This is a genomic window from Micromonospora sp. NPDC049107, from assembly GCF_040648595.1.
GTDB lineage: Bacteria > Actinomycetota > Actinomycetes > Mycobacteriales > Micromonosporaceae > Micromonospora.
In genome coordinates, this window is sequence record NZ_JBEZEC010000001.1 from 929538 (window position 1) to 949603 (window position 20066).

The window sequence follows — 20066 nt, forward strand, 5'->3', positions numbered from 1 at the left end:
ACATAGGTCAGATGAGGAGTCTTCGCTAATCGAGCGTCCGTCCGTCGCGGCGACGGTCCAGACGGTCCAGTCGGCCCAGGCGCCACGTCAGCGCCGGGACCATCACCGCCGCGGCGACGAGGTGCAGCACGACCAGCGCCACGACGGTCACCGGCGCTGCCCCGCAGAGAAACGGCGGGACCAGCGAGATCGCGGTCAGCACCACCGCCGTCCACAGGAACCGGTCGGCGGGACGCGCGCTGAACCGACCGAGTACGACGGCGAGAACGACGCCCACCACCGAGAAGACACCCGTCACCACGGCGAACCCGGCCACCGGGATCACCTCGCCACCCTCGGGAATCTCGAAGTCGACCCCGGCGGCCCCGGCGAGCGCGGCGACCAGAGTCGTCGTGGCCATCGCCGCCACGGTGGCGACCAGGCCGACACCGACGAGCCCGAGGAGCCGGTGGGTGCGGTAGGGCGTAGCCGAGACACTCACCGCTCACCACCTGCCGACAGACGCTCCGCCAGCCCCAGCCGCGGGAACTGGTCAGCGTGAAAGATGACGATCTCGGTGATCGCCCCGCCGGTGACGCGCAGGACGTCGATGGTCAGCGGCAGGTACGTGCCCTCCGCCTCCCGCCAGTGGTAGAACGCGACCGCGGGCTGCCGGTTCACCGAGGTGGCGACGCCACGCAGACCCGTCATCCCGTCGAAACCGTCCCCGATCCAGTCGCTGAGCACCGCGTCCCGACCCACCTGCAGGCCCGGCGTGGGCGGCATCGAACAGCGCACGTCCTCGCGCAACATCGTGGTGAGCCGGCCGATGTCCGTGGCCACGCTCGCCTCGGTGAAGTGCCGCACCAGCTCGCGCGTCCCGGCGTCCTGGTCGCCACCGGTCCAGTCCTGCCGCTCGGCGGGCAGGTGCTCGCGCATGCCCGCCCGCGCCCGCTGCAGGGCGCTGTTCACCGAGTTGACCGAATCCCCGAGCAGCTCGGCGACGTCCTTCGCGGGCCAGTCCAGCACGTCCCGCAGAATCAACACGGCCCGGGGACGCGGCGCGAGGTGTTGGACCGCCACCACGTACGCCAACTCGATCGTCTCCCGCGCGACCGCGACCGCCTCCGGCTCGTCCGCGTCGCCCGCCGGCAACTCGTCGAGCAGCCGATCCGGGTACGGCTGCAACCACCGCACCTCACCGCCCCGGGCCGGCTCCGGACGGCACCTGGCCAACAGGTCCAGGCAGGCGTTCGTGGCGATCCGGTACAGCCAGGCCCGCACCGTCGACCGCCCCTCGAACGTCTCCCGCCGCCGCCAGGCCCGCAGGAACGTCTCCTGCACGGTGTCCTCGGCGTCCTCGAACGACCCGAGCATCCGGTAACAGTGCACGTGCAACTCCCGCCGGTGCCGCTGCGCCAGCACCGCGAAGGTGGTCTCGTCGGCCTCGGCCAGAGCGCCCGCGCCCTCGCTCCGCGCGTCCGTACCCATCACGTCATGCTCCCGTCTCGTCGTGTCCCGTCACACCTATGACGGGTGCGGGCACGAGAACTCATCACCCGCGCCGACCGCGCGTCCGGACGTACCGTGGCGACACCCGCACCGACGGGCGTTACCCTGACACCATGCAGGCCGTCTCGCCCCCCGCGACCGGCGTGGCCTTCCTGGCCCGCCCGGGTCGTCCGGCCGTCGTGGCGCGCACGCTCACCGAGCTGGCCGGCCCCACCCGGGGCGTCGTCGAACTGCCGGTGCGGTTGATGTGGAACGCCGAGCGCACCTTCGACCTCGGCGACCCCGACCAGCTCCTCTGGATGTACGAGAACGTACTGCGCGAGACCGCCAGCACCGACGACCTGCGCACCCTCATCAACGGGCGCACGCTGCGGCGGGTGTGGCGGCTGCTCAACCTCCCCCGGGGCGTCCGCCAGGCCTGGGAGAGCCGGCACCGCGGCCTGCGCGCGGCGTGATCGCACCGCACCTGCACGACTTCTACCGGGAAGTGGCCCGGGTGGCGCTGACCGCCGCCCGGCCGTACCGATTCGTGCTCGGCGGCGGGGTGGCCTGGGCCGCGCACGGCCTGGTGGCCCGGCCCACCGAGGACGTGGACCTCTTCGCCGACGTGGAGGGCGCCGCCGCCGCGGCCTCCGCCGGGGTACGCGCCGCGCTGGAACGCGCCGGGTTCACCGTGACCGACGCCGATCCGGACAGCGAACTCGCCGACCTGTTCGACGGGTACGGCCGGGACATGAAGGACTTCGTGGTGAGCCGCGACGCACGGCAGATCCGGCTCAGCCTGGCCCGACTCGATCGACAGCAGAGCCCGGTGGTGATGGACCTCGGCCCGGTCATGGACGTCCGCGACCTGGTCGCCAACAAGATCGCGGCACTGGTCAACCGGCGGGAGGTCCGCGACTTCATCGACGTCGCGGCGGCGCTCGAGCACTACGACGTGACGCAACTGCTGGTGCTGGCCCGGCAGGTCGACCCCGCGCTCGACCCGGACGACGTCCGCGCCGCCGGGCGCTACCTCGACCGGCTGTCCGACACCCGTTTCGGCCGCTACGGCCTGAACCCGGACGACGTCGCGCGGGTACGCCGACGCTTCACCGCCTGGCCCCGCTGACGCCGGCTGGCCACCCCGTGCCGTGCTGCGGAAACCGGGGCTGACGTGGCGGGAGTGACAGGGGCTCGTTATGGTGCGCGAGGCGCTCACGAGGCGCGTCAACCCCCATCGAAGGGCACGTCATGACCTCTGGATCCGGTCCATCGCGTCGCCAGGTGCTCGCGGTCGCCGCCGCCGCGGCGACCGCCCCGCTGATCGCCGCCGCCCCCGCCCAGGCGGCGGGCCCCGCCCGGTCGCGCACCTGGGACCTCACGCTGCTGGGCACGTCGGACACGCACGGCAACGTCTACAACTGGGACTACTACCGGGACGCCGAGTACGACGACAGCAAGCACAACGACGTCGGCGTCGCGAAGCTGGCCACCCTGATCAACCAGATCCGCCGCGAGCGGCGCGGCAAGGCCACGCTCGTGCTCGACGCCGGCGACACCATCCAGGGCACTCCCCTGGCGACGTACTACGCCAAGCAGGAGCCCATCACCGCCACCGGCGAGAAGCACCCGATGGCCCGGGCGATGAACGTCATCGACTACGACGCCGTGACCCTGGGCAACCACGAGTTCAACTACGGCCTGCCGCTGCTGGACCTGTGGATCCGCCAGCTCGGCTTCCCCGCCCTCGCCGCCAACGCGGTCAACGCGAAGACGGGCAAGCCGGCCTTCCTGCCGTACATCATCAAGAAGGTCTCCCTGGGCTTCGCCGCGCCGACCCTGCGGGTCGGCATCCTCGGCCTGACCAACCCGGGCGTCGCCATCTGGGACCGGGGCAACGTCGAGGGCAAACTACGCTTCGACGACATGATCGCGACCGCCGCGAAGTGGGTGCCGGTCATGCGGGCCCGCGGCGCGGACATCGTGCTGATCTCCGCCCACGGCGGCGACAGCGGCACCTCCAGCTACGGCCCCGAGCTGCCCAACGAGAACCCGGTGGCGCTGATCGCCCAGCAGGTGCCCGGGATCGACGCGATCCTCTTCGGGCACGCCCACAACGAGGTCGTCGAGCGGTTCGTCACCAACGAGCGGACCGGCACGCACGTGCTGCTCTCCGAGCCCTCGAAGTGGGGCCAGCGGCTCACCCGGATGGACTTCACCCTCACCCGTGAGCGCGGCCGTTGGACGATCACCAATAAGGCCGCCACCATGCTGAACACCAACACGGTCGTCGAGGACCCGAAGGTGGTCGCGGCCGTGCGGGCACAGCACGCCAAGACTGTGGCGTACGTCAACCAGGCGGTCGCCACGTCCACAGTGGAGCTGTCGGCGGCGGAGTCCCGCTACCAGGACACCCCGATCCTCGACTTCATCAACCACGTGCAGACCGAGGTGGTCGGCGCGGCCCTGACCGGCACCGCGTACGCGGACCTGCCGGTGCTGTCGATCGCGGCGCCGTTCAGCCGTACCGCCGTCTTCCCCGCCGGCGACGTCAAGATCCGCGACGTGGCCGGCCTGTACGTGTACGACAACACCCTCGAAGCCGTCGTGCTCAGCGGCGCCGAGGTACGCGCGTACCTGGAGTACTCGGCGAAGTTCTTCCGCACTCTCGCGCCGGGCGCTCCGGTCGACCCGGAGCAGATCAGCGACCCGGCCGTGCCGGACTACAACTACGACGTGATCTCCGGCCTGGACTACGACATCGACATCTCCAAGCCGGTCGGCCAGCGCATCACCCGACTGATGCTGCCCGGCACCGACACCCCGGTCGCGGACGACGCGCAGTTCGTGGTGGCGGTGAACAACTACCGGCGCAGCGGCGGCGGCAATTTCCCCGGCATCGTGAAGACCCAGGTCTACAACGCGCAGCAGGAGATCCGCCAGCTGCTCATCGACTGGGCCCAGGCCAAGGGGACCATCAACCCGGACGACTTCTTCCAGCCCAACTGGCGTCTCGTGCGCGAGGGTGTGCCGGTCTTCTGACCGTGACGTGACGGCGGGCCGTGGGTGACGACACCCGCGGCCCGTCCGCGTATGTTCAGCCCTGCACGTTCCAGCGGACCGGGTCCTCGGCCTTCTCCGGCCGGTCCCGCCCGGGATCGGTCTCGGTCAGCGCGACCTGGTCCTCCGGACGGACCGCGGGTGGCAACTCCCCGAACCGGATGTGGCGCAGGAACGCGTACTCGTCGTCGGTGAACGGTTGCTCGGTCATCGGCACCCCCCTACTCCCCCGTCATTGTCCAACGGCGGGCCTTCGGCGCATCGGTCCGTTGGCTGACAGCCCGTCGACGTTGGGTGGACCCCGACACACCCCGTAAAGCATCCTAGGATCCTGGTCCCATAGCCACGGAACCCGGCAACTCGCGTCGATCTTGCACTAACGGTTGCCGAGGTGTGCGGGTTCGCGTGGAATGTCGCCACAGAAAACGCAAGATCGGCGGGCTGGGGCGGGGCGGGCTGGGGCGGGGCGGGGCTCAGGAAGGGGGGTCGGCGGGCGGGCGGCGCGGGGTTGGCAGCCGGTCCAGCACGGCGAGGGCCGCCCGGATCGGTCGGCGGCGCAGCATGTCGTCGAAGCTCGCCTGCCCCTGACAGAAGCGCACGAACATCCGCCAGCCCGGCGGGGTCGCCAACAGCCCGTGGAACACCTCCGGGCGCCGGGTGAACAGGTCGAGCAACCGGAACCCCGCCCGCATCTCCGGCGTCAGGCGCTCGGCGACCGACCGCTCGTACCCGGCCAGATCCCCGGCGGCGACCGCCGCCCCGGCCAGCTCGCCGGAGCGCAGGGCGAAGCTGATCCCCTCGCGGCTCCACGGCTCCAACAGCCCGGCCGCGTCCCCCACGACGAGCACCCGGCCGTTACGCAACGGCGAGTCCTCCTCGCGACACCGCGTCAGGTGACCCGAATCGTGTGCCGCCGGCAGACCGGTCAGACCCAACCGGTCGACGAACTGCCGCAGGTAGGCACGTGTCCCCTCCCCCGCGCCCCGGCCCGCGATCACGCCGACCGTCAACCGGTCGCCCTTCGGGAACACCCAGGCGTACGAGCCCGGCATCGCCCCCCAGTCCAGCAACAGTCGCCCACGCCAACGCTCCTGCTCGGCGGGCGGCACCGGGATCTCCAGCTCCAGCCCCAGGTCCACCTGGCGGTAGCGCACCCCCACGTGCCGGGCGGTCACCCCCGACGAGCCGTCCGCGCCGATCACCGTGCGGGCCGCCAGGGTCGTGCCGTCGGCCAGTCGCAGGCGTACCCCCTCGGGATCCTGCTCGATGGCACGGACCGCGACCTGCTCACGCAGCTGCGCGCCGGCGGCGACCGCCGCGGCGCGCAGGCGGTCGTCGAACTCCTCCCGGCGCACCATGGTCACCACCGGGCTGCCGTTGCGGCGGGTGAACTCCCGCCGGCCGTCGCGGGTGAACGTCACCCGGTCGACCCGGTCGTGCGCCGGCACCTCGATCCGTTCCCGCACGGCGGCCAGCGAGGTGCCGATGAGGCCACCCCCGCAGGTCTTGTAACGCGGGTGCGTGGCCCGCTCGACAACCAGGGTACGAACACCCGCGCGGGCCGCGGCGTGCGCCGCGGAGAGCCCGGCGGGGCCCGCGCCGACGACGACCAGATCCCAGACGATCACCATCGCAGCGTAGGGCGTGCTCGCCCTCCACCGCCCGAACGGGTGGGCATCTTCGGTCGGGCAGGGGGTAACCGATGCGGCGCAACCGTCCGCGTCCGGCGGGTGGGCGAAGGAGGAGATCATGCAGCGGATGGAGCTGTCGGAGGTCGAGCAGCGGGTGTACGAGGCGGTCACCGCCCTCGAAGCACGCGGCCAGGTGCCCTATCCGGACCTGATCGCCGAAGGATCCGGGCTGACCGAGGAGCAGGTGCACGCCCCGCTGCACCAGCTCACCGAGAAGGGTCTGCTGCACCGCGAGGACTCGCCGATGGCCGGCCTCGACTTCGGCCCCCGGTTCTGCGCCCGTCAAATGGCGTGACCCTGGACGGTTCGCCCCCGCTGGTCGGGGTAGCGGTCAGGAATGCATGATCGACCGTCAACGGGGGGCACGATGAACGCGGCGCGCGAGCCGCAGCCGGTCGATGCGGCCGAGAACCGCCGACGCTGGCAGGCCGTCGGCGTCGGGCTGGTCGCCGCGTTCATGACGCTGCTCGACGTGAGCATCGTCAACGTCGCGGTGCCGTCCATCGACCGCGCGCTGAACGCCTCCCCGAGCGACCTGCAGTGGGTCCTCTCGGGGTACGCGCTCACCTTCGGTCTGGTGCTCGTACCGGCCGGCCGCTTCGGAGACTTCCGAGGTCGGCGTAACGCGTTCGTCTTCGGGATCGCGTTGTTCACCCTGACCAGCGCGCTCGCCGGCCTGGCGACCTCACCCACCTGGCTGGTCGCCGCCCGGCTGCTCCAGGGCGCCGCCGCCGGCATCATCAACCCACAGGTGATCGGGCTGATCCAGCAGTTGTTCCGGGGGCCGGAGCGGGCCCGCCCGTTCGGGTTGCTCGGCGCGACCATCGGCATCTCCACCGCCGTCGGACCACTGCTCGGCGGCCTGCTCATCGCCCTCGGCGGTGAGGAGCACGGATGGCGGTGGGTCTTCTTCGTCAACGTGCCGGTCGGCATCGTCGCGGTGATCCTGGGTTGGCGGCTGCTACCCGGTCGGCCCGACGGGCAACCCGGCCGCCGTCGACTCGACCCGGTCGGTGTGCTGCTGCTCGGCGTCGGCGTGGTGCTGATCCTGCTGCCCCTCGTGCAGGAGCAGCAGTGGCGTACGCCGTGGAAGTGGGCGCTCATCCCGGCCGGCCTCGCGGTGCTGGTCGCCTTCGGCCTGTGGGAGCGGTGGTACGCGCGACACCGCGAACCGCTGTTCGACCTGCGCCTGTTCACCTTCCAGTCGTACACGCTCGGGTCGCTCATCGCGCTCATCTACTTCGGCGGGTTCACTGCGATCTTCTTCATCTTCACGCTGTTCCTGCAGAACGGGCTCGGCTACAGCGCGCTCGTCGCCGGTCTCGCCATCACGCCCTTCGCGCTCGGGTCCGCCGCCGCGTCCGCTCTCGGAGGACGCATCGTCAACCGGTTCGGCCGACCCCTGGTCGCCATCGGCCTGCTCGCCGTGGTGATCGGGCTGGCCGCCACCGTGCTCGCCCTGCACGTCGCGCCGCACTCCCCGGCGCCCTGGGTCACCGCCGGTCCGCTGCTCGTCGCCGGCATCGGCAGCGGCCTCGTCATCGCCCCCAACCAGACGCTCACCCTTGCCCAGGTGCCCGTCCCGCAGGCGGGCAGCGGAGCGGGCATGCTCCAGACCGGTCAGCGGATCGGCGCCGCCGCCGGCATCGCCGCGGTCGGCTCGATGTTCTTCTCCTCGCTGGCCGACAGTCACGGCGACTGGACGGGAGCTTTCGAGAAGTCGCTGCTGCTCGCCACGGGCATCATCGCGCTCGCGCTGGTGGCGGCGTTGATCGACATCTTCCGCAATCACCACCACTGACGCGATCCGCGGGTACGGCGATGGCCGGCACCCGTTGTCGGGGTGCCGGCCATCTGTGTGTCTTAGCTGTTCCAGTTGTGGGCGACCAGGTCGGTGGCCTGCTGCTCCCACTGGGCGTAGGCGTCGGGGTAGGCGGAGACCTGTACGGTCTGGGCGGCGTCGGTCAGGGGCATGTCCTGCCAGCCGTCAACCTGACGCAGGCCCTTGAGGAACGCCGTCGTCGAGTACTCCGGGTCCGTGATCTGCTCCGGCGTGCCCCAACCGCTCGACGGGCGCTGCTGGAACAGACCCAGCGAGTCATGGTCGTTCATGTCGCCGAGGTGACCCAGGTTCTCCAGCTTCGACTCCTGCAGGCTCGTCGCGATCGAGATGACCGCAGCCCGCTCGGGCAGACCCGCCTTCTTGGTGGCCGCGATGATGGCCTTGGCGTTGCCGGTCTGCTCGCCGTTCAGGTCGATGTGCGACTGGTCGCCCTGCGGCTTGGGTGCGGCGGTCTGCACCGCGGCGGCGGCGGGCTTGGCGTCGACCGGGTTGGCGTGGGCGGCGATGGGGCCGGCGAAGACGCCACCGGCGAACGCGAGACCAGCGATGGACAGCATGCTCTTGCGGAAGATCGTGTTCATCGGGGGTTGCTCCTTCGGGGGTAGGAAACACCCACCTGTCACCGTTCGGGGGATCAGGTGACGGGGGTGTCAGCACCTCGTCCGGGCGCTCAAAGTCTGGGGGGCGGCCTGCGAGCGGGGGGCTCGTGGCGGCCGGTCCGTGTGTAACGACCCGGGGGGCGGGGCCATTCCCGGGGGCTGACGATCCGCGGTGAGCGGGGCTCGTCGTGCCGGGACCGGGTGTAACGACCTGCGGTCCGGGGTCATTCCCGGGGGCTGACGATCCGCCGGGAGCGGGGCTCGTGGCGGCCGGTCCGGGTGTAACGACCCGCGGTCCGGGGCCATTCCCGGGGCTTGGCTCCCCCGGGGCGGGGGGCTCGGCCGTGGTCCTGCGATCGTCCGGAGGTGTAACGACCCCCGGCCCGCCACGATTCCGGCCCACGGGTGCAGCGGGTCACCACAGCGGCCCCACAACCGGACACACCGCCCGCGTGCGGCGATACGACCGGGTGATCGACTCCGGATCGGCGAACTCGGGGTATCCCGGAGCGGTCGATGCCCCCATATCGGCGAACTCGTGTCGATCACGGCGATCGGGGCGGCGTGGCCGGAGCCCGTGGCACTCGGGAGGTACCGGGGAGGCCTAGGGTGATCGTGTGGCGACCCTTCTGCTTCTGCGACACGGCCGTACCACCGCGAACGCCGACGGCGGCCTGGCCGGCCGGCAGCCGGTCGAGCTGGACGACACCGGGCGCGCCCAGGCCACCGCGGTCGGCGAACGGTTGCGGGCGGTGCCGTTGGCGGCGGTCGTCACCAGTCCGCTGATTCGCTGCCGGCAGACCCTGGAACTGGCGTTGCCCCAGGCCACTCCGGTTGTCGAGGAGGGCCTGATCGAGTGCGACTACGGCAGCTGGGAGGGGCAGCCGCTGAAGAAGCTCGCCAAGGAGCCGCTCTGGCCGGTGGTCCAGCAGCACCCCAGCGCGGCGGTCTTCCCGCAGGGCGAGGCGATGGCGGCGATGGCGGCCCGCGCGGTGGCCGCCGTCCGCGACTGGGACGCTCGGGTGAACGCCGAGCACGGGCCCGAGGCAATCTGGCTGGCGTGCAGCCACGGCGATGTGATCAAGGCCATCGTGGCGGATGCTCTCGGCGTACACCTGGATGCCTTTCAGCGGATCGTGGCCGACCCGGCGTCGGTGACCGCGATCCGCTTCACGCCGCTGCGGCCCTTCCTGGTTCGGCTCAACGACACCGGCGGTGACCTCGCCGCGCTGGTCCCGCCGCCGCGCAAGCGGCGTCGGCGGACCACGCGGGCGGCCGACTCGGACGCCGCCGTCGGCGGCGGAGCGGGTGCGGCCAGGTGAGAAACACCGCCACGCCCGGGTGTGGCACCCGATACACCGGGCGCGTTGCCCCTGCGGCGATTCGGGTCGGTGGGGTGCGCGATGCCATGGTGGGCCGGATAGGGTCGTGGGTATGACCCACCAGGTGCACGCCTTCGAACCGCCGGAGCGGTTCGTCGCCGGGACCGTCGGGCCGCCGGGGGAGCGCACGTTCTTCCTGCAGGCCCGCGGCGGCGGCAGGCTGGTCAGCGTCGCGCTGGAAAAGGTCCAGGTGTCCCTGCTGGCCGAGAAGCTGGAGGAGCTGCTCACCGAGGCGCAGCGCCGCTTCGGGGTGGAGTTGCCCGAGCTGGCGCCGGTGACCGGCGACAACGAGCCGTTGGACACCCCGGTCGACGAGGAGTTCCGGGTCGGGACGCTCGGGCTGGCCTTCGACGTCGACACCGCGACCGTGGTGATCGAGGCGATCGCCGCCGGCGAGGTCGAGCCCGAGGTCGAGCTGGGCGACGAGGACGACGAAGAGGACGACGAGGACGAGGAGCCGGACGAGGACCTGGACCGGCTGCGCGTGCGGCTCACACCGCAGGCCACCCGCCAGTTCATCGAGCGGGCCCGGCGTGTGGTCAACGCGGGCCGGCCGCCGTGCCCGCTGTGCGGCCAGCCGTTGGACCCCGCCGGGCACCTGTGCCCGCGGCACAACGGTTACCACCGGTGACCTTGTCCGGCCTCCAACCTCTGCGCGACGGTGACGCCGCGCTGCGGCTGCTCCGCGACGGCACCCTCGACCTGGAGGGTCGGCTGGTCGACGCGTCGAACACCACCCTGCGGGGCATCCTGACCCTCGACGGCGTCACGGCCCGCTGCGTCTACAAGCCGGTACGCGGCGAGCGCCCGCTGTGGGACTTCCCGGACGGCACCCTCGCCGGCCGGGAGGTGTCCGCGTACCTGGTGTCCCACGCCACCGGCTGGGCCCTGGTGCCGCCGACCGTGCTGCGGGACGGTCCGTTCGGCCCCGGTTCCTGCCAACTCTGGATCGACGAGCCGGAGGACGCGGAGCCGTTGGTCGGGTTCGTGCCGGCCGAGGAGGTGCCGCCGCGCTGGTTTCCGATCGCGGCGGCCCGGGACGACGACGGTGCCGCGTACGCCCTCGCGCACGCCGACGATCCACGCCTGGCCCGCCTCGCCGTACTCGACGCGGTCATCAACAACGCGGACCGCAAGGGCGGGCACGTGCTCGTCGGCGCCGACGACCGCATCTACGGCGTGGATCACGGGGTGAGTTTCCACGTCGAGGACAAGCTCCGTACGGTGCTCTGGGGTTGGGCCGGCAAGCAGGTTCCGCCGGACGCCATGGAGATGCTCGACGGGCTCGCCGCGCAGGTCGCCGGGCCGCTCGGCGAGGAGCTGGCCGACCACCTGACGATCAGCGAGATCGCCGAGTTGGCCGCCCGCGTCGAGAAGTTGCGCGAGACCGGCCGCTTCCCGCAGCCGCCGGAGGACTGGCCGGCGATACCCTGGCCACCCATGTGACCTCGCTGTCATCTTGATCACCCGCCGGGCGTCCCGGTGTCGTCTGAGGGCTGGTTAGGCTGAGGCCATGGAGTCTTGGGCGGGACACGAGGTGCCACGGCTGCCGGGTCGGGGCGAGCCGTTGGCGTTGTACGACTCGGCGCGGCAGGGTGTCCACCCGAGCGACCCGGCCGACGCGGCGAGCATGTACGTCTGCGGCATCACCCCGTACGACGCCACCCACCTCGGTCACGCCGCCACCATGATCACGTTCGATCTGGTGCAGCGGATGTGGCGCGACGCCGGCCGTCCCGTGCGGTACGTGCAGAACGTCACCGACATCGACGACCCCCTGCTGGAGCGGGCCGCCCGCGACGGCGAGGACTGGGTGGTCCTGGCGATGCGGGAGACGGCCCTGTTCCGCGAGGACATGGAGGCGCTGCGGATCATCCCGCCGGAGCGTTACGTGGGCGCGGTCGAGTCGATCCCGGACATCGCCGACAAGGTCGAGGTGCTGGTCAAGGACGGCGCCGCGTACCGGCTCGACGACGGCACCGGCGACGTCTACTTCGACATCTCCGCCACCGGCCGGTTCGGCTACGAGTCGAACCTGACCCGTGAGCAGATGCTGGAGATCTTCCCCGAACGCGGCGGCGACCCCGACCGGGCCGGCAAGCGCGATCCCCTCGACCCGCTGCTGTGGCGGGGGGCGCGCGAGGGTGAGCCGTCCTGGCCGGGCGGGGAGCTGGGCCCGGGCCGGCCCGGCTGGCACATCGAGTGCGCGGTCATCGCGCTGAACCTGCTCGGCGACCGCATCGACGTGCAGGGCGGCGGCAACGACCTGCTCTTCCCGCATCACGAGGCGTCCGCCGCGCACGCCGAACGGCTCACCGGCCAGGCCCCGTTCGCCGAGCACTACGTGCACGCCGGCATGATCGGCCTGGACGGCGAGAAGATGTCCAAGTCCCGCGGCAACCTGGTCTTCGTGTCCCGGCTGCGCGCCGACAAGGTCGACCCGATGGCGATCCGGCTCGCGTTGATCTCCGGCCACTACCGCAGCGACCGCACCTGGACCGACGACCTGCTCACGGCCGCGCAGGAGCGGCTGGACCGCTGGCGGCGGGCCGCCGCCGCGCCCGCCGGGCCGTCCGGGGCCGAGCTGCTGTCCGGGGTACGCGCCAGACTGGCCGACGACCTCGACACCCCCGGCGCTCTGGCCGTCGCCGACCGCTGGGCCGACGCGGCCCTCTCCGGCGCCACGGAAGACCCGGAAGCCCCGGCCCTCTTCGCGAAAACCGTAGACGCCCTCCTCGGCATCCGCCTCTAACAGCCCGGCCGTTCCCCATCGGGGCTGCCCGTCCTTGATCGACTCGGGTTCCTTGAAACCGCGCTGTCCGGATGCCTGGGATGCCCCGACTTCCAGGAAGCCGAGTCGATCAGACGGTCACGGAAGGTACGCCACCTCGGGGAACGACCGGCTCGGCCCGTTCAGTAGGTGGCCGCTCCGGTGCCGCAGGTGCCTGTCGAAGAACGCCAGCGGGTACGCCTGCCCGATGCGGACCGCGCGGGCAGGGTCGAGCGTGCCGACCCAGGTGGCGAGTTCCTCGTCGCTCATGCCGATGAGCTTTGCCAGTTGCGGCACGAGCCACTGGTTGTCGCCGTAGGACGAGTGGATGGCGCCGGCGGCCTGGACGTCGAGTCGCCATCCGCGTAGGTGCGTGAAGAACTCGGCGACGGCGGGCATCGCGGCCCGGGTGTTCTCCGCGGTCATGAGCATGAACGGCCGGTACAGGTCGGTGGTGGGCAGCGGCTGGGACAGCATCGGGGCGTCCAGGCTCAGCCCCGCCCGGACCCGTCGGTCGGTGCCCAGGGTCAGGGCTGTCGCGGTGCCGCCCTTCGACCAGCCGAACATGCCGATCCGACTCAGGTCGAGGGTGGCGCCCAGCCCGCTCGGTAGTGGCGCGTGGTCGACGTCGGGGTTCCCCCCGGCAGCGAGGTCGGCGATCTGGTCGAGGACGAACCGGACGTCCCGCGTGTAGGTCCACGGAGTGGAATCGAAGTCGTCCTCCGGGATGGTGACTCGGCCGTCGGGGAATTCGCTGAACCCGTCGTACGTGTGGTCCACGGTGACCACCACGTACCCGTGGCTGGCGAGCTCCTGCACCACGATCGTGGTGTCCGAACGGTGGCTGCCGGCGCCATGCGAATACAGCACAACCGGCAACCGCCGGCCCGGGTGCCGCACCGGGGCACCCTCGTGCCCGGCCGTCAACGGTGCCAGCGCGGCGTCGGAGTCGAACCCGGCGGAGGCCAGCAGCACGCGCATCGAGGCGGGGGTCATCCACGGGTAGCGCGGGTAGCGCCTCTCGTCTCGGGCGGGATACCAGACGCTGACCATCAGTTCCCGGTACCGCCCCGGCCCGGCCAGTGGTTCCGGCTGCGACCGGTCGACCAGGTGCAGCGGTACCACCCCCACACGGTACGGCCCGGTCGGCCTGGGGAGGCGGAGTCGGACCGGGCCTGAACCGGCGGTTGCCGCCGAGGCGCGGCCGGCAATGCCCATCGATGCGCCGGCCCCGACCGCCAGTGCGGCTCCGACAAGGCCACGGCGTGTGATCCCCCGTGCACCAACAGATTTGACGGTTGGCATTGACCCTCCCCTGGGTTGTGAGCCGCCGGAACCAATCCCCGGCCAGCTATATACTCGCAGTATAGATACCGAGTGTATAGATGTATAGGGCGGTGCGTTCGACAGGAAACTCACCGGGAGCGCTCCGGCACCCCGCGATTTCGCAGCTCCCGTCCCGGTGGTGGGTGTCCCGAGCGGGGCAGGGCAGGATCGGGCCGGTCGAGGTGGTCAGGGCCGGACGGAGGCGAGGGAGGCGGTCGGGCCGGGGCGCGGAACGAACGGGCTAAGGCGGGCAGGCCAGGCCGGAGTGCCGGCTAGCCCAGGACCAGGCCGGGGTCCGGGTCGGGCGCTGCGCTGGGGCCGGGGATCTGGTACTCCTCGGTGAGGGTGGTCATCGGGCCGGGCCAGGTGGCCTGGGCGACCTCGATGGGCTTGCGGTGACTGTCGTACGCGATGTGCAGCAGGTGCAGCACCGGTGTGTCGGGCCGGATCTGGAGGGTCTCGGCCTCCTCGCGGCTGGGCTGGCGGGCGCTGATCGTGTCGGTGGCCGACACGTACCGGCGGCCGGTGGCCTCCTCGGCCTCCTGGTAGAGCGGCCGGCCGAACGCCTCGGCCCGCTCCAGCGACGTGCCGTCGGTGTCGCGGGGGAGGAACCAGGAGGCGCCGACCTCGACGGGGGAGTCGTCGGTGCGTACGAGGTGGCGACGGCAGAGCAGGTTGGTGCCGTCGGAGACGCCGAACGCGTCGGCGACCTCGGCGGGCGCGGGAGAGAGGCCGACGGAGACGAGCTGTTGGCGGTATCGGGCGGCCAGGTCGGTGTGGTAGCCGCGGAACCCGCCGTACCGGCCCCGGGAGAGGCGGTTCAGTCGACGCCGGGTGCCCCGGACGTACGTGCCCGAGCCGGGTTTGGTGATCAGGATGCCCTCGACCCGTAGCTGGTCGACGGCGCGTTGCACGGTCTGCTTGGCGACGCCGAACATCTCGGCGATGGCCGGGATGGACGGCAGCCGCTCGCCGGGGCCCCAGTCGCCGCGGCGGACCTGGGCCTTGAGCTGCGCGGCGATCTGCCGGTGGGGGAACTCGGCGGCGCCGGGATTGATCTGCACATCCGCCTCCTTGATCACATCTAGGTTCCTAGGATGCCTTAGAGGGTGTGACGGCGCCACTCTGGACACGCGGAAACGGGCCCCGAAAACGGAAACGGACCCCCGAGCGCGGAGACGGGCCCCCGGACCAGAGGAGGTCCGAGGGCCCGCGACGGACAGTGCTACCAGGAGCCGGCGGTGGGGCCGGCCGAACCGCCTCGACGCCGCAGGTACTTCTCGAACTCCTGGGCGATCTCGTCACCGGTCAACGGGGTGATGCCCTCGTCGCCGACGCGTTCCTCCAGCTCGCGGACGTACTCGCCCAGCTCGGCGTCCTGCTCGGCGGCGCTGCGTACCCGCTGCTCCCACTCGGCGGACTCCTCGGCCAGGTCGGCCATCGGCACCGGCAGGTCGACGACCTCCTCGACCCGGTGCAGCAGGGCGAGGGTGGCCTTGGGGCAGGGCGGGTTGTTGGCGTAGTGCGGCACGTGCACCCAGAACGACACGGCGTCGACCTCGGCGCGGGCGCACGCGTCGTGCAGTACGCCGACGATGCCGGTCGGCCCGTCGTACCGGGTGGGGGTGAGCTGGTAGCGCTCCGCGGCCTGGGCGTCGGAGGCGCTGCCGCTGATGGGCAACGGCCGGGTGTACGGCACGTCGGCCAGCAACGCGCCGAGCAGCACCACCCGCTCCACCTCCAGGCTGTGGCAGATCTCCAGCACCTGCTCGCAGAACGTCCGCCAGCGCATGCTCGGCTCGATGCCCCGGATCAGCACCACGTCGCGGTCGGTGCCTTCGGGGCTGGCCACCATGAACCGGGTCGTCGGCCACTCCACCCGGCGGGTCTCCCCGTCGGCCATGGTGATGGTGGGCCGGCTGACCTGGAAGTCGTAGAAGTCCTCCGGGTCCAGCTCGGTGATCTGCCGGGCGTTCCAGACCTGTTCCAGGTGCTCGACGGCCGCGGTGGAGGCGTCGGCGGCGTCGTTCCAGCCCTCGAACGCGGCGATGGCCACGGGGGACCGCAGGACCGGCAGTCCGTCGAACTCGGTCACGCCGTCACCTCACCCTGCTCGTGGCGGCCGGCACCGGGACCGCGCCCGGTTGTCGGACCGTGGTGCACGATGGCGTCCCTGTTCTCCTTCACGTCCGTCAGCCTACGTGCCGGGCAGGGATGCGGCCCGTCGGCCGCGCCGGTCCACCCACTGCGCCACCGGGCATACGGCGGCGAACCGGACAGGGTGATCCGCCCGACACAATATGGGATCGGGCGTGGACGGGGCTCGGGTTCGCGTGGGGCCGCACTAACCTGAACGGGTGCGGACTTCGTTGCTGGATGTGCTGGCCGATCGGATCCTCATCGCCGACGGGGCGATGGGCACGATGCTGCAGGCCGCCGACCTCACTCTCGACGACTTCGACGGCCTCGAGGGATGCAACGAGATCCTCAACGTCACCCGCCCCGACGTGGTGCGGGGGGTGCACGACGCGTACCTGGCCGCCGGCGCGGACTGCGTGGAGACCAACACGTTCGGCGCCAACCTGGCAAACCTCGGCGAGTACGACATCCCGCAGCGCATCCGCGAACTGTCCGAGGCGGGCGCGCGGATCGCCCGGGAGGCCGCCGACGCGGCCAGCACGCCGGAGCGGCCCCGCTTCGTGCTCGGCTCGATCGGCCCGGGCACCAAGCTGCCCACCCTCGGTCACGCCGGCTACGCGACCCTGCGCGACGCGTACCAGGAGAACGCCGCCGGCCTGATCGCCGGCGGCGCGGACGCGCTGATCATCGAGACCTGCCAGGACCTGTTGCAGGTCAAGGCGGCGATCGTCGGGTCGAAGCGGGCGATGGCCGAGCTGGGCCAGCGGGTACCGATCATCTGCCACGTGGCGGTGGAGACCACCGGCACGATGCTGGTGGGCAGCGAGATCGGCGCGGCCCTGGCGGCGATCGAGCCGCTCGGGGTGGACCTGATCGGGTTGAACTGCTCGACCGGCCCGGCCGAGATGAGCGAGCACCTGCGCTACCTGTCGCAGCACTCCCGGATCCCGCTGTCGGTGATGCCGAACGCCGGTCTGCCGGTGTTGACGGCCGACGGCGCGTACTTCCCGCTGACTCCCGTGGAGCTGGCCGAGGCCCTGGAACGGTTCATCTCCGAGTACGGCGTGGGGCTCGTCGGCGGCTGCTGCGGCACCACCCCGGAGCACATCCGGGTGCTGGCCGAGCGGCTGCACGGCGTCACCGCGTCGCCGCGCGAGCCCCGACACGAGCCGGGTGTGTCGTCGATCTACCACCCGGTGCCGTTCGCCCAGGACGCCTCGGTGCTGATGGTCGGAGAGCGGACCAACGCCAACGGCTCCAAGGCGTTCCGGGAGGCCATGCTCGCCGCCGACTGGCGGGCCTGCGTCGAGATCGCCCGTAGCCAGGCCCGCGACGGCTCGCACCTGCTCGACCTGTGCGTCGACTACGTCGGCCGCGACGGTACGCGGGACATGCGCGAGCTGGCCGGCCGGTTCGCCACCGCGTCGACGCTGCCGATCATGCTGGACTCCACCGAGCCGGCCGTCGTCGAGGCCGGGCTGGAGATGCTCGGTGGCCGCTGCGTGGTCAACTCGGTGAACTTCGAGGACGGCGACGGCCCCGACTCCCGGTACGCGCGGGTGATGCCCATCGTGCGCGAGCACGGCGCGTCGGTGGTGGCGCTGCTCATCGACGAGGAGGGGCAGGCGCGCACGAAGGAGTGGAAGGTCCGGGTCGCCGCGCGGCTGATCGACGACCTGACCGGCCGGTGGGGGATGGACCGCGCGGACATCCTGATCGACGCGCTGACCTTCCCGATCGCCACCGGGCAGGAGGAGACCCGCCGCGACGGCCTTGAGACGATCGAGGCGATCCGGGAGATCGCCCAGCGGTACCCGGGGGTCAACTTCACCCTGGGCATCTCGAACATCTCCTTCGGCCTCAACCCGGCCGCCCGGCAGGTGCTCAACTCGGTGTTCCTGCACGAGTGCGTGCAGGCCGGTCTGAGCTCGGCGATCGTGCACGCCAGCAAGATCCTGCCGATGACGAAGATCCCCGACGAGCAGCGCGAGGTCGCGCTCGACCTGGTCTACGACCGGCGGCGCGACGGGTACGACCCGGTGCAGCGTTTCCTGGAGCTGTTCGAGGGCGTCGACGTGACCAGCGCGCGGGCCACCCGCGCGCAGGAGTTGGCGGCGCTGCCGCTGGACGAGCGGCTCAAGCGGCGCATCATCGACGGCGAGCGCAACGGCCTGGAGGCCGACCTGGACGAGGCGATGGCCGGCGGCCGGTCCCCGTTGTCGATCATCAACGACATCCTGCTGGACGGCATGAAGGTCGTCGGCGAGCTGTTCGGCTCCGGGCAGATGCAGCTGCCGTTCGTGCTCCAGTCCGCCGAGGTGATGAAGACCGCCGTGGCGTACCTGGAACCGCACATGGAGGCCACCGAGGACGGCGGCAAGGGCCGCATCGTGCTGGCCACCGTGCGCGGCGACGTGCACGACATCGGCAAGAACCTGGTCGACATCATCCTGTCCAACAACGGCTACGAGGTCGTCAACATCGGCATCAAGCAGCCGATCAGCGCGATCCTCGACGCCGCCGAGCAGCACCGCGCCGACGCGATCGGCATGTCCGGGCTGCTGGTCAAGAGCACGGTCATCATGAAGGAGAACCTGGCCGAGATGGCCACCCGCGGTGTTGCCGAGCGCTGGCCTGTCCTGCTGGGTGGGGCGGCGCTGACCCGGTCGTACGTCGAGGACGACCTGCGCTCGACGTACCCCGGGCAGGTGCACTACGCGCGCGACGCGTTCGAGGGTCTGTCCCTGATGGACCGGGTGATGACCGCCAAGCGCGGCGGCGCCCCGGTCGTCGACCCGGAGCGCGAGGCGGCGCTGGCCACCCGCCGGGCCCGCCGCGAGCGGCAGCGCACGCTGGTCACCGACTCGCTGCCGGAGCTGCACGACTCCTCGGTCCGCTCCGACGTGGCCGTCGACGTGGAGGTACCCACCCCGCCGTTCTTCGGCACGCGCGTCGTCAAGGGCGTTCCGATGGCCGACTACGCGGCGCTGCTCGACGAGCGGGCCACGTTCCGTGGGCAGTGGGGGCTCAACGGCGCCCGCGGCGGCAACGGGCCCTCCTACGACGAACTGGTCGAGACCGAGGGTCGGCCGCGTCTGCGGTACTGGCTGGACCGGCTGATCGCCGACCAGGTCCTTGAGGCAGCCGTGGTGTACGGCTACTTCCCGGCGTACTCCGAAGGAAATGACCTGGTGGTGCTCGACGAGAACGGGCACGCGGAGCGCGCCCGGTTCTCGTTCCCCCGCCAGCGGCAGGAGCGACGGCTCTGCCTCGCGGACTTCTTCCGGCCCAAGGGCGACCAGCTCGATGTGGTCGCGCTGCAACTGGTCACGGTCGGGCAACCCGTCAGCGAGTACGCGGCGAAGCTGTTCGCCCGCAACGAGTACCGCGACTACCTGGAGGTGCACGGGCTGTCCGTGCAGCTCACCGAGGCGCTCGCCGAGTACTGGCACCGGCGCGTGCGGTCCGAGTTGACCCTGCCCGACGGGCGTCCGCTGGGCCACGACGACCCGCAGGACCTGGCGGGCATTCTGCGCAACGACTATCGGGGCTGCCGGTACGCGTTCGGCTACCCGGCCTGCCCCGATCTGGAGGACCGGGCGAAGATCGTGGACCTGTTGGGCGCGGAGCGGATCGGCGTCGAGTTGTCGGAGGAGTTCCAGCTCATGCCGGAGCAGGCCACCGACGCCATCGTGGTCCACCACCCAGAGGCGAGCTACTTCAACGCCAAGTAGCGCCCCCGGCCTTGGCGGCATCGACGGTCCAGTCCGCCCGGCGGTCGTA

At 71.5% G+C, this 20066-nt stretch carries 18 protein-coding genes; 10 read left to right on the top strand and 8 right to left on the bottom strand.

Features of this window, described 5'->3' with window-relative positions; genetic code table 11:
* Positions 1 to 25: 25 nt before the first annotated feature.
* Positions 26 to 481 (bottom strand): DUF6069 family protein, encoded by a 456-nt coding sequence (locus AB0B55_RS04110; protein WP_357170199.1) that lies wholly within the window; start codon positions 479 to 481, stop codon positions 26 to 28.
* Complete coding sequence (locus tag AB0B55_RS04115; RefSeq protein ID WP_357170202.1) at positions 478 to 1470, bottom strand: RNA polymerase subunit sigma-70; 993 nt, start codon at positions 1468 to 1470, stop codon at positions 478 to 480. The genes AB0B55_RS04110 and AB0B55_RS04115 overlap by 4 nt, the downstream gene beginning before the upstream one ends.
* 134 nt (positions 1471 to 1604) lie before the next feature.
* Between AB0B55_RS04115 and AB0B55_RS04120 the strand changes: the two genes are divergently transcribed.
* From AB0B55_RS04120 to AB0B55_RS04130, 3 genes are all read left to right on the top strand, one after another.
* On the top strand, positions 1605 to 1946 hold the full coding sequence (locus AB0B55_RS04120) for a hypothetical protein (RefSeq protein ID WP_357118817.1): 342 nt from the start codon (positions 1605 to 1607) through the stop codon (positions 1944 to 1946).
* The gene (locus AB0B55_RS04125) at positions 1943 to 2602 is read left to right on the top strand and encodes a nucleotidyl transferase AbiEii/AbiGii toxin family protein (protein ID WP_357118819.1); all 660 of its coding nucleotides are present in this window, start codon (positions 1943 to 1945) and stop codon (positions 2600 to 2602) included. The genes AB0B55_RS04120 and AB0B55_RS04125 overlap by 4 nt, the downstream gene beginning before the upstream one ends.
* A 122-nt stretch (positions 2603 to 2724) precedes the next feature.
* Positions 2725 to 4515: a 5'-nucleotidase C-terminal domain-containing protein gene (locus AB0B55_RS04130; protein ID WP_357170205.1), complete on the top strand. Its 1791-nt coding sequence runs from the start codon at positions 2725 to 2727 to the stop codon at positions 4513 to 4515.
* A gap of 55 nt (positions 4516 to 4570) precedes the next feature.
* On the opposite strand, the gene AB0B55_RS04135 is transcribed toward AB0B55_RS04130, so the two are convergent.
* Together AB0B55_RS04135 and AB0B55_RS04140 are read right to left on the bottom strand one after the other, a co-directional pair.
* On the bottom strand, positions 4571 to 4744 hold the full coding sequence (locus tag AB0B55_RS04135) for a hypothetical protein (protein ID WP_357170208.1): 174 nt from the start codon (positions 4742 to 4744) through the stop codon (positions 4571 to 4573).
* A gap of 262 nt (positions 4745 to 5006) precedes the next feature.
* Positions 5007 to 6161, bottom strand: coding sequence for a geranylgeranyl reductase family protein (locus AB0B55_RS04140; protein ID WP_357170587.1), 1155 nt, complete (start codon positions 6159 to 6161; stop codon positions 5007 to 5009).
* A gap of 121 nt (positions 6162 to 6282) precedes the next feature.
* Between AB0B55_RS04140 and AB0B55_RS04145 the strand changes: the two genes are divergently transcribed.
* Positions 6283 to 6519, top strand: coding sequence for a hypothetical protein (locus tag AB0B55_RS04145; RefSeq protein WP_355249091.1), 237 nt, complete (start codon positions 6283 to 6285; stop codon positions 6517 to 6519).
* A gap of 42 nt (positions 6520 to 6561) precedes the next feature.
* Positions 6562 to 8025 carry an MFS transporter gene (locus AB0B55_RS04150; protein ID WP_357170211.1) on the top strand — a complete coding sequence of 488 codons (1464 nt, stop codon included), beginning with the start codon at positions 6562 to 6564 and terminating at the stop codon, positions 8023 to 8025.
* 62 nt (positions 8026 to 8087) lie between these two features.
* On the opposite strand, the gene AB0B55_RS04155 is transcribed toward AB0B55_RS04150, so the two are convergent.
* The gene (locus AB0B55_RS04155) at positions 8088 to 8648 is read right to left on the bottom strand and encodes a hypothetical protein (protein ID WP_357170214.1); all 561 of its coding nucleotides are present in this window, start codon (positions 8646 to 8648) and stop codon (positions 8088 to 8090) included.
* A 635-nt stretch (positions 8649 to 9283) separates the two neighbouring features.
* Here AB0B55_RS04155 and AB0B55_RS04160 point away from each other — a divergent pair.
* The 4 genes from AB0B55_RS04160 (at position 9284) to mshC (ending at position 12800) form a co-directional block, all read left to right on the top strand.
* Positions 9284 to 9988: an MSMEG_4193 family putative phosphomutase gene (locus tag AB0B55_RS04160; RefSeq protein ID WP_357119374.1), complete on the top strand. Its 705-nt coding sequence runs from the start codon at positions 9284 to 9286 to the stop codon at positions 9986 to 9988.
* 112 nt (positions 9989 to 10100) lie between these two features.
* Positions 10101 to 10679, top strand: a complete 579-nt coding sequence (locus tag AB0B55_RS04165; protein ID WP_355052975.1) for a DUF3090 domain-containing protein — start codon at positions 10101 to 10103, stop codon at positions 10677 to 10679.
* Positions 10676 to 11494 (top strand): SCO1664 family protein, encoded by an 819-nt coding sequence (locus tag AB0B55_RS04170; RefSeq protein ID WP_357119371.1) that lies wholly within the window; start codon positions 10676 to 10678, stop codon positions 11492 to 11494. The genes AB0B55_RS04165 and AB0B55_RS04170 overlap by 4 nt, the downstream gene beginning before the upstream one ends.
* A 67-nt stretch (positions 11495 to 11561) precedes the next feature.
* Positions 11562 to 12800 carry a cysteine--1-D-myo-inosityl 2-amino-2-deoxy-alpha-D-glucopyranoside ligase gene (mshC, locus tag AB0B55_RS04175; RefSeq protein ID WP_357170217.1) on the top strand — a complete coding sequence of 413 codons (1239 nt, stop codon included), beginning with the start codon at positions 11562 to 11564 and terminating at the stop codon, positions 12798 to 12800.
* A gap of 117 nt (positions 12801 to 12917) precedes the next feature.
* Here mshC and AB0B55_RS04180 read toward each other — a convergent pair whose 3' ends face one another.
* From AB0B55_RS04180 to AB0B55_RS04190, 3 genes are all read right to left on the bottom strand, one after another.
* Positions 12918 to 14123: an acetylhydrolase gene (locus AB0B55_RS04180; protein WP_357170220.1), complete on the bottom strand. Its 1206-nt coding sequence runs from the start codon at positions 14121 to 14123 to the stop codon at positions 12918 to 12920.
* 293 nt (positions 14124 to 14416) lie between these two features.
* Positions 14417 to 15208 (bottom strand): GntR family transcriptional regulator, encoded by a 792-nt coding sequence (locus tag AB0B55_RS04185; RefSeq protein ID WP_357119362.1) that lies wholly within the window; start codon positions 15206 to 15208, stop codon positions 14417 to 14419.
* A gap of 161 nt (positions 15209 to 15369) precedes the next feature.
* Positions 15370 to 16239: a PAC2 family protein gene (locus AB0B55_RS04190; protein ID WP_269678735.1), complete on the bottom strand. Its 870-nt coding sequence runs from the start codon at positions 16237 to 16239 to the stop codon at positions 15370 to 15372.
* A gap of 262 nt (positions 16240 to 16501) precedes the next feature.
* Between AB0B55_RS04190 and metH the strand changes: the two genes are divergently transcribed.
* Positions 16502 to 20017 carry a methionine synthase gene (gene metH, locus AB0B55_RS04195; RefSeq protein ID WP_357119359.1) on the top strand — a complete coding sequence of 1172 codons (3516 nt, stop codon included), beginning with the start codon at positions 16502 to 16504 and terminating at the stop codon, positions 20015 to 20017.
* Positions 20018 to 20066 lie beyond the last annotated feature (49 nt).

What these genes read in the sequence shown, in the direction of transcription:
- AB0B55_RS04115 (WP_357170202.1), bottom strand. Translation starts at nt 1,470, where the DNA reads ATGGGTACGGACGCGCGGAGCGAGGGCGCGGGCGCTCTGGCCGAGGCC.
- AB0B55_RS04165 (WP_355052975.1), top strand. Translation starts at nt 10,101, where the DNA reads ATGACCCACCAGGTGCACGCCTTCGAACCGCCGGAGCGGTTCGTCGCC.
- AB0B55_RS04150 (WP_357170211.1), top strand. Translation starts at nt 6,562, where the DNA reads ATGCATGATCGACCGTCAACGGGGGGCACGATGAACGCGGCGCGCGAG.
- AB0B55_RS04155 (WP_357170214.1), bottom strand. Translation starts at nt 8,648, where the DNA reads ATGAACACGATCTTCCGCAAGAGCATGCTGTCCATCGCTGGTCTCGCG.
- AB0B55_RS04135 (WP_357170208.1), bottom strand. Translation starts at nt 4,744, where the DNA reads ATGACCGAGCAACCGTTCACCGACGACGAGTACGCGTTCCTGCGCCAC.
- AB0B55_RS04180 (WP_357170220.1), bottom strand. Translation starts at nt 14,123, where the DNA reads ATGCCAACCGTCAAATCTGTTGGTGCACGGGGGATCACACGCCGTGGC.
- AB0B55_RS04145 (WP_355249091.1), top strand. Translation starts at nt 6,283, where the DNA reads ATGCAGCGGATGGAGCTGTCGGAGGTCGAGCAGCGGGTGTACGAGGCG.
- mshC (WP_357170217.1), top strand. Translation starts at nt 11,562, where the DNA reads ATGGAGTCTTGGGCGGGACACGAGGTGCCACGGCTGCCGGGTCGGGGC.
- AB0B55_RS04130 (WP_357170205.1), top strand. Translation starts at nt 2,725, where the DNA reads ATGACCTCTGGATCCGGTCCATCGCGTCGCCAGGTGCTCGCGGTCGCC.
- AB0B55_RS04120 (WP_357118817.1), top strand. Translation starts at nt 1,605, where the DNA reads ATGCAGGCCGTCTCGCCCCCCGCGACCGGCGTGGCCTTCCTGGCCCGC.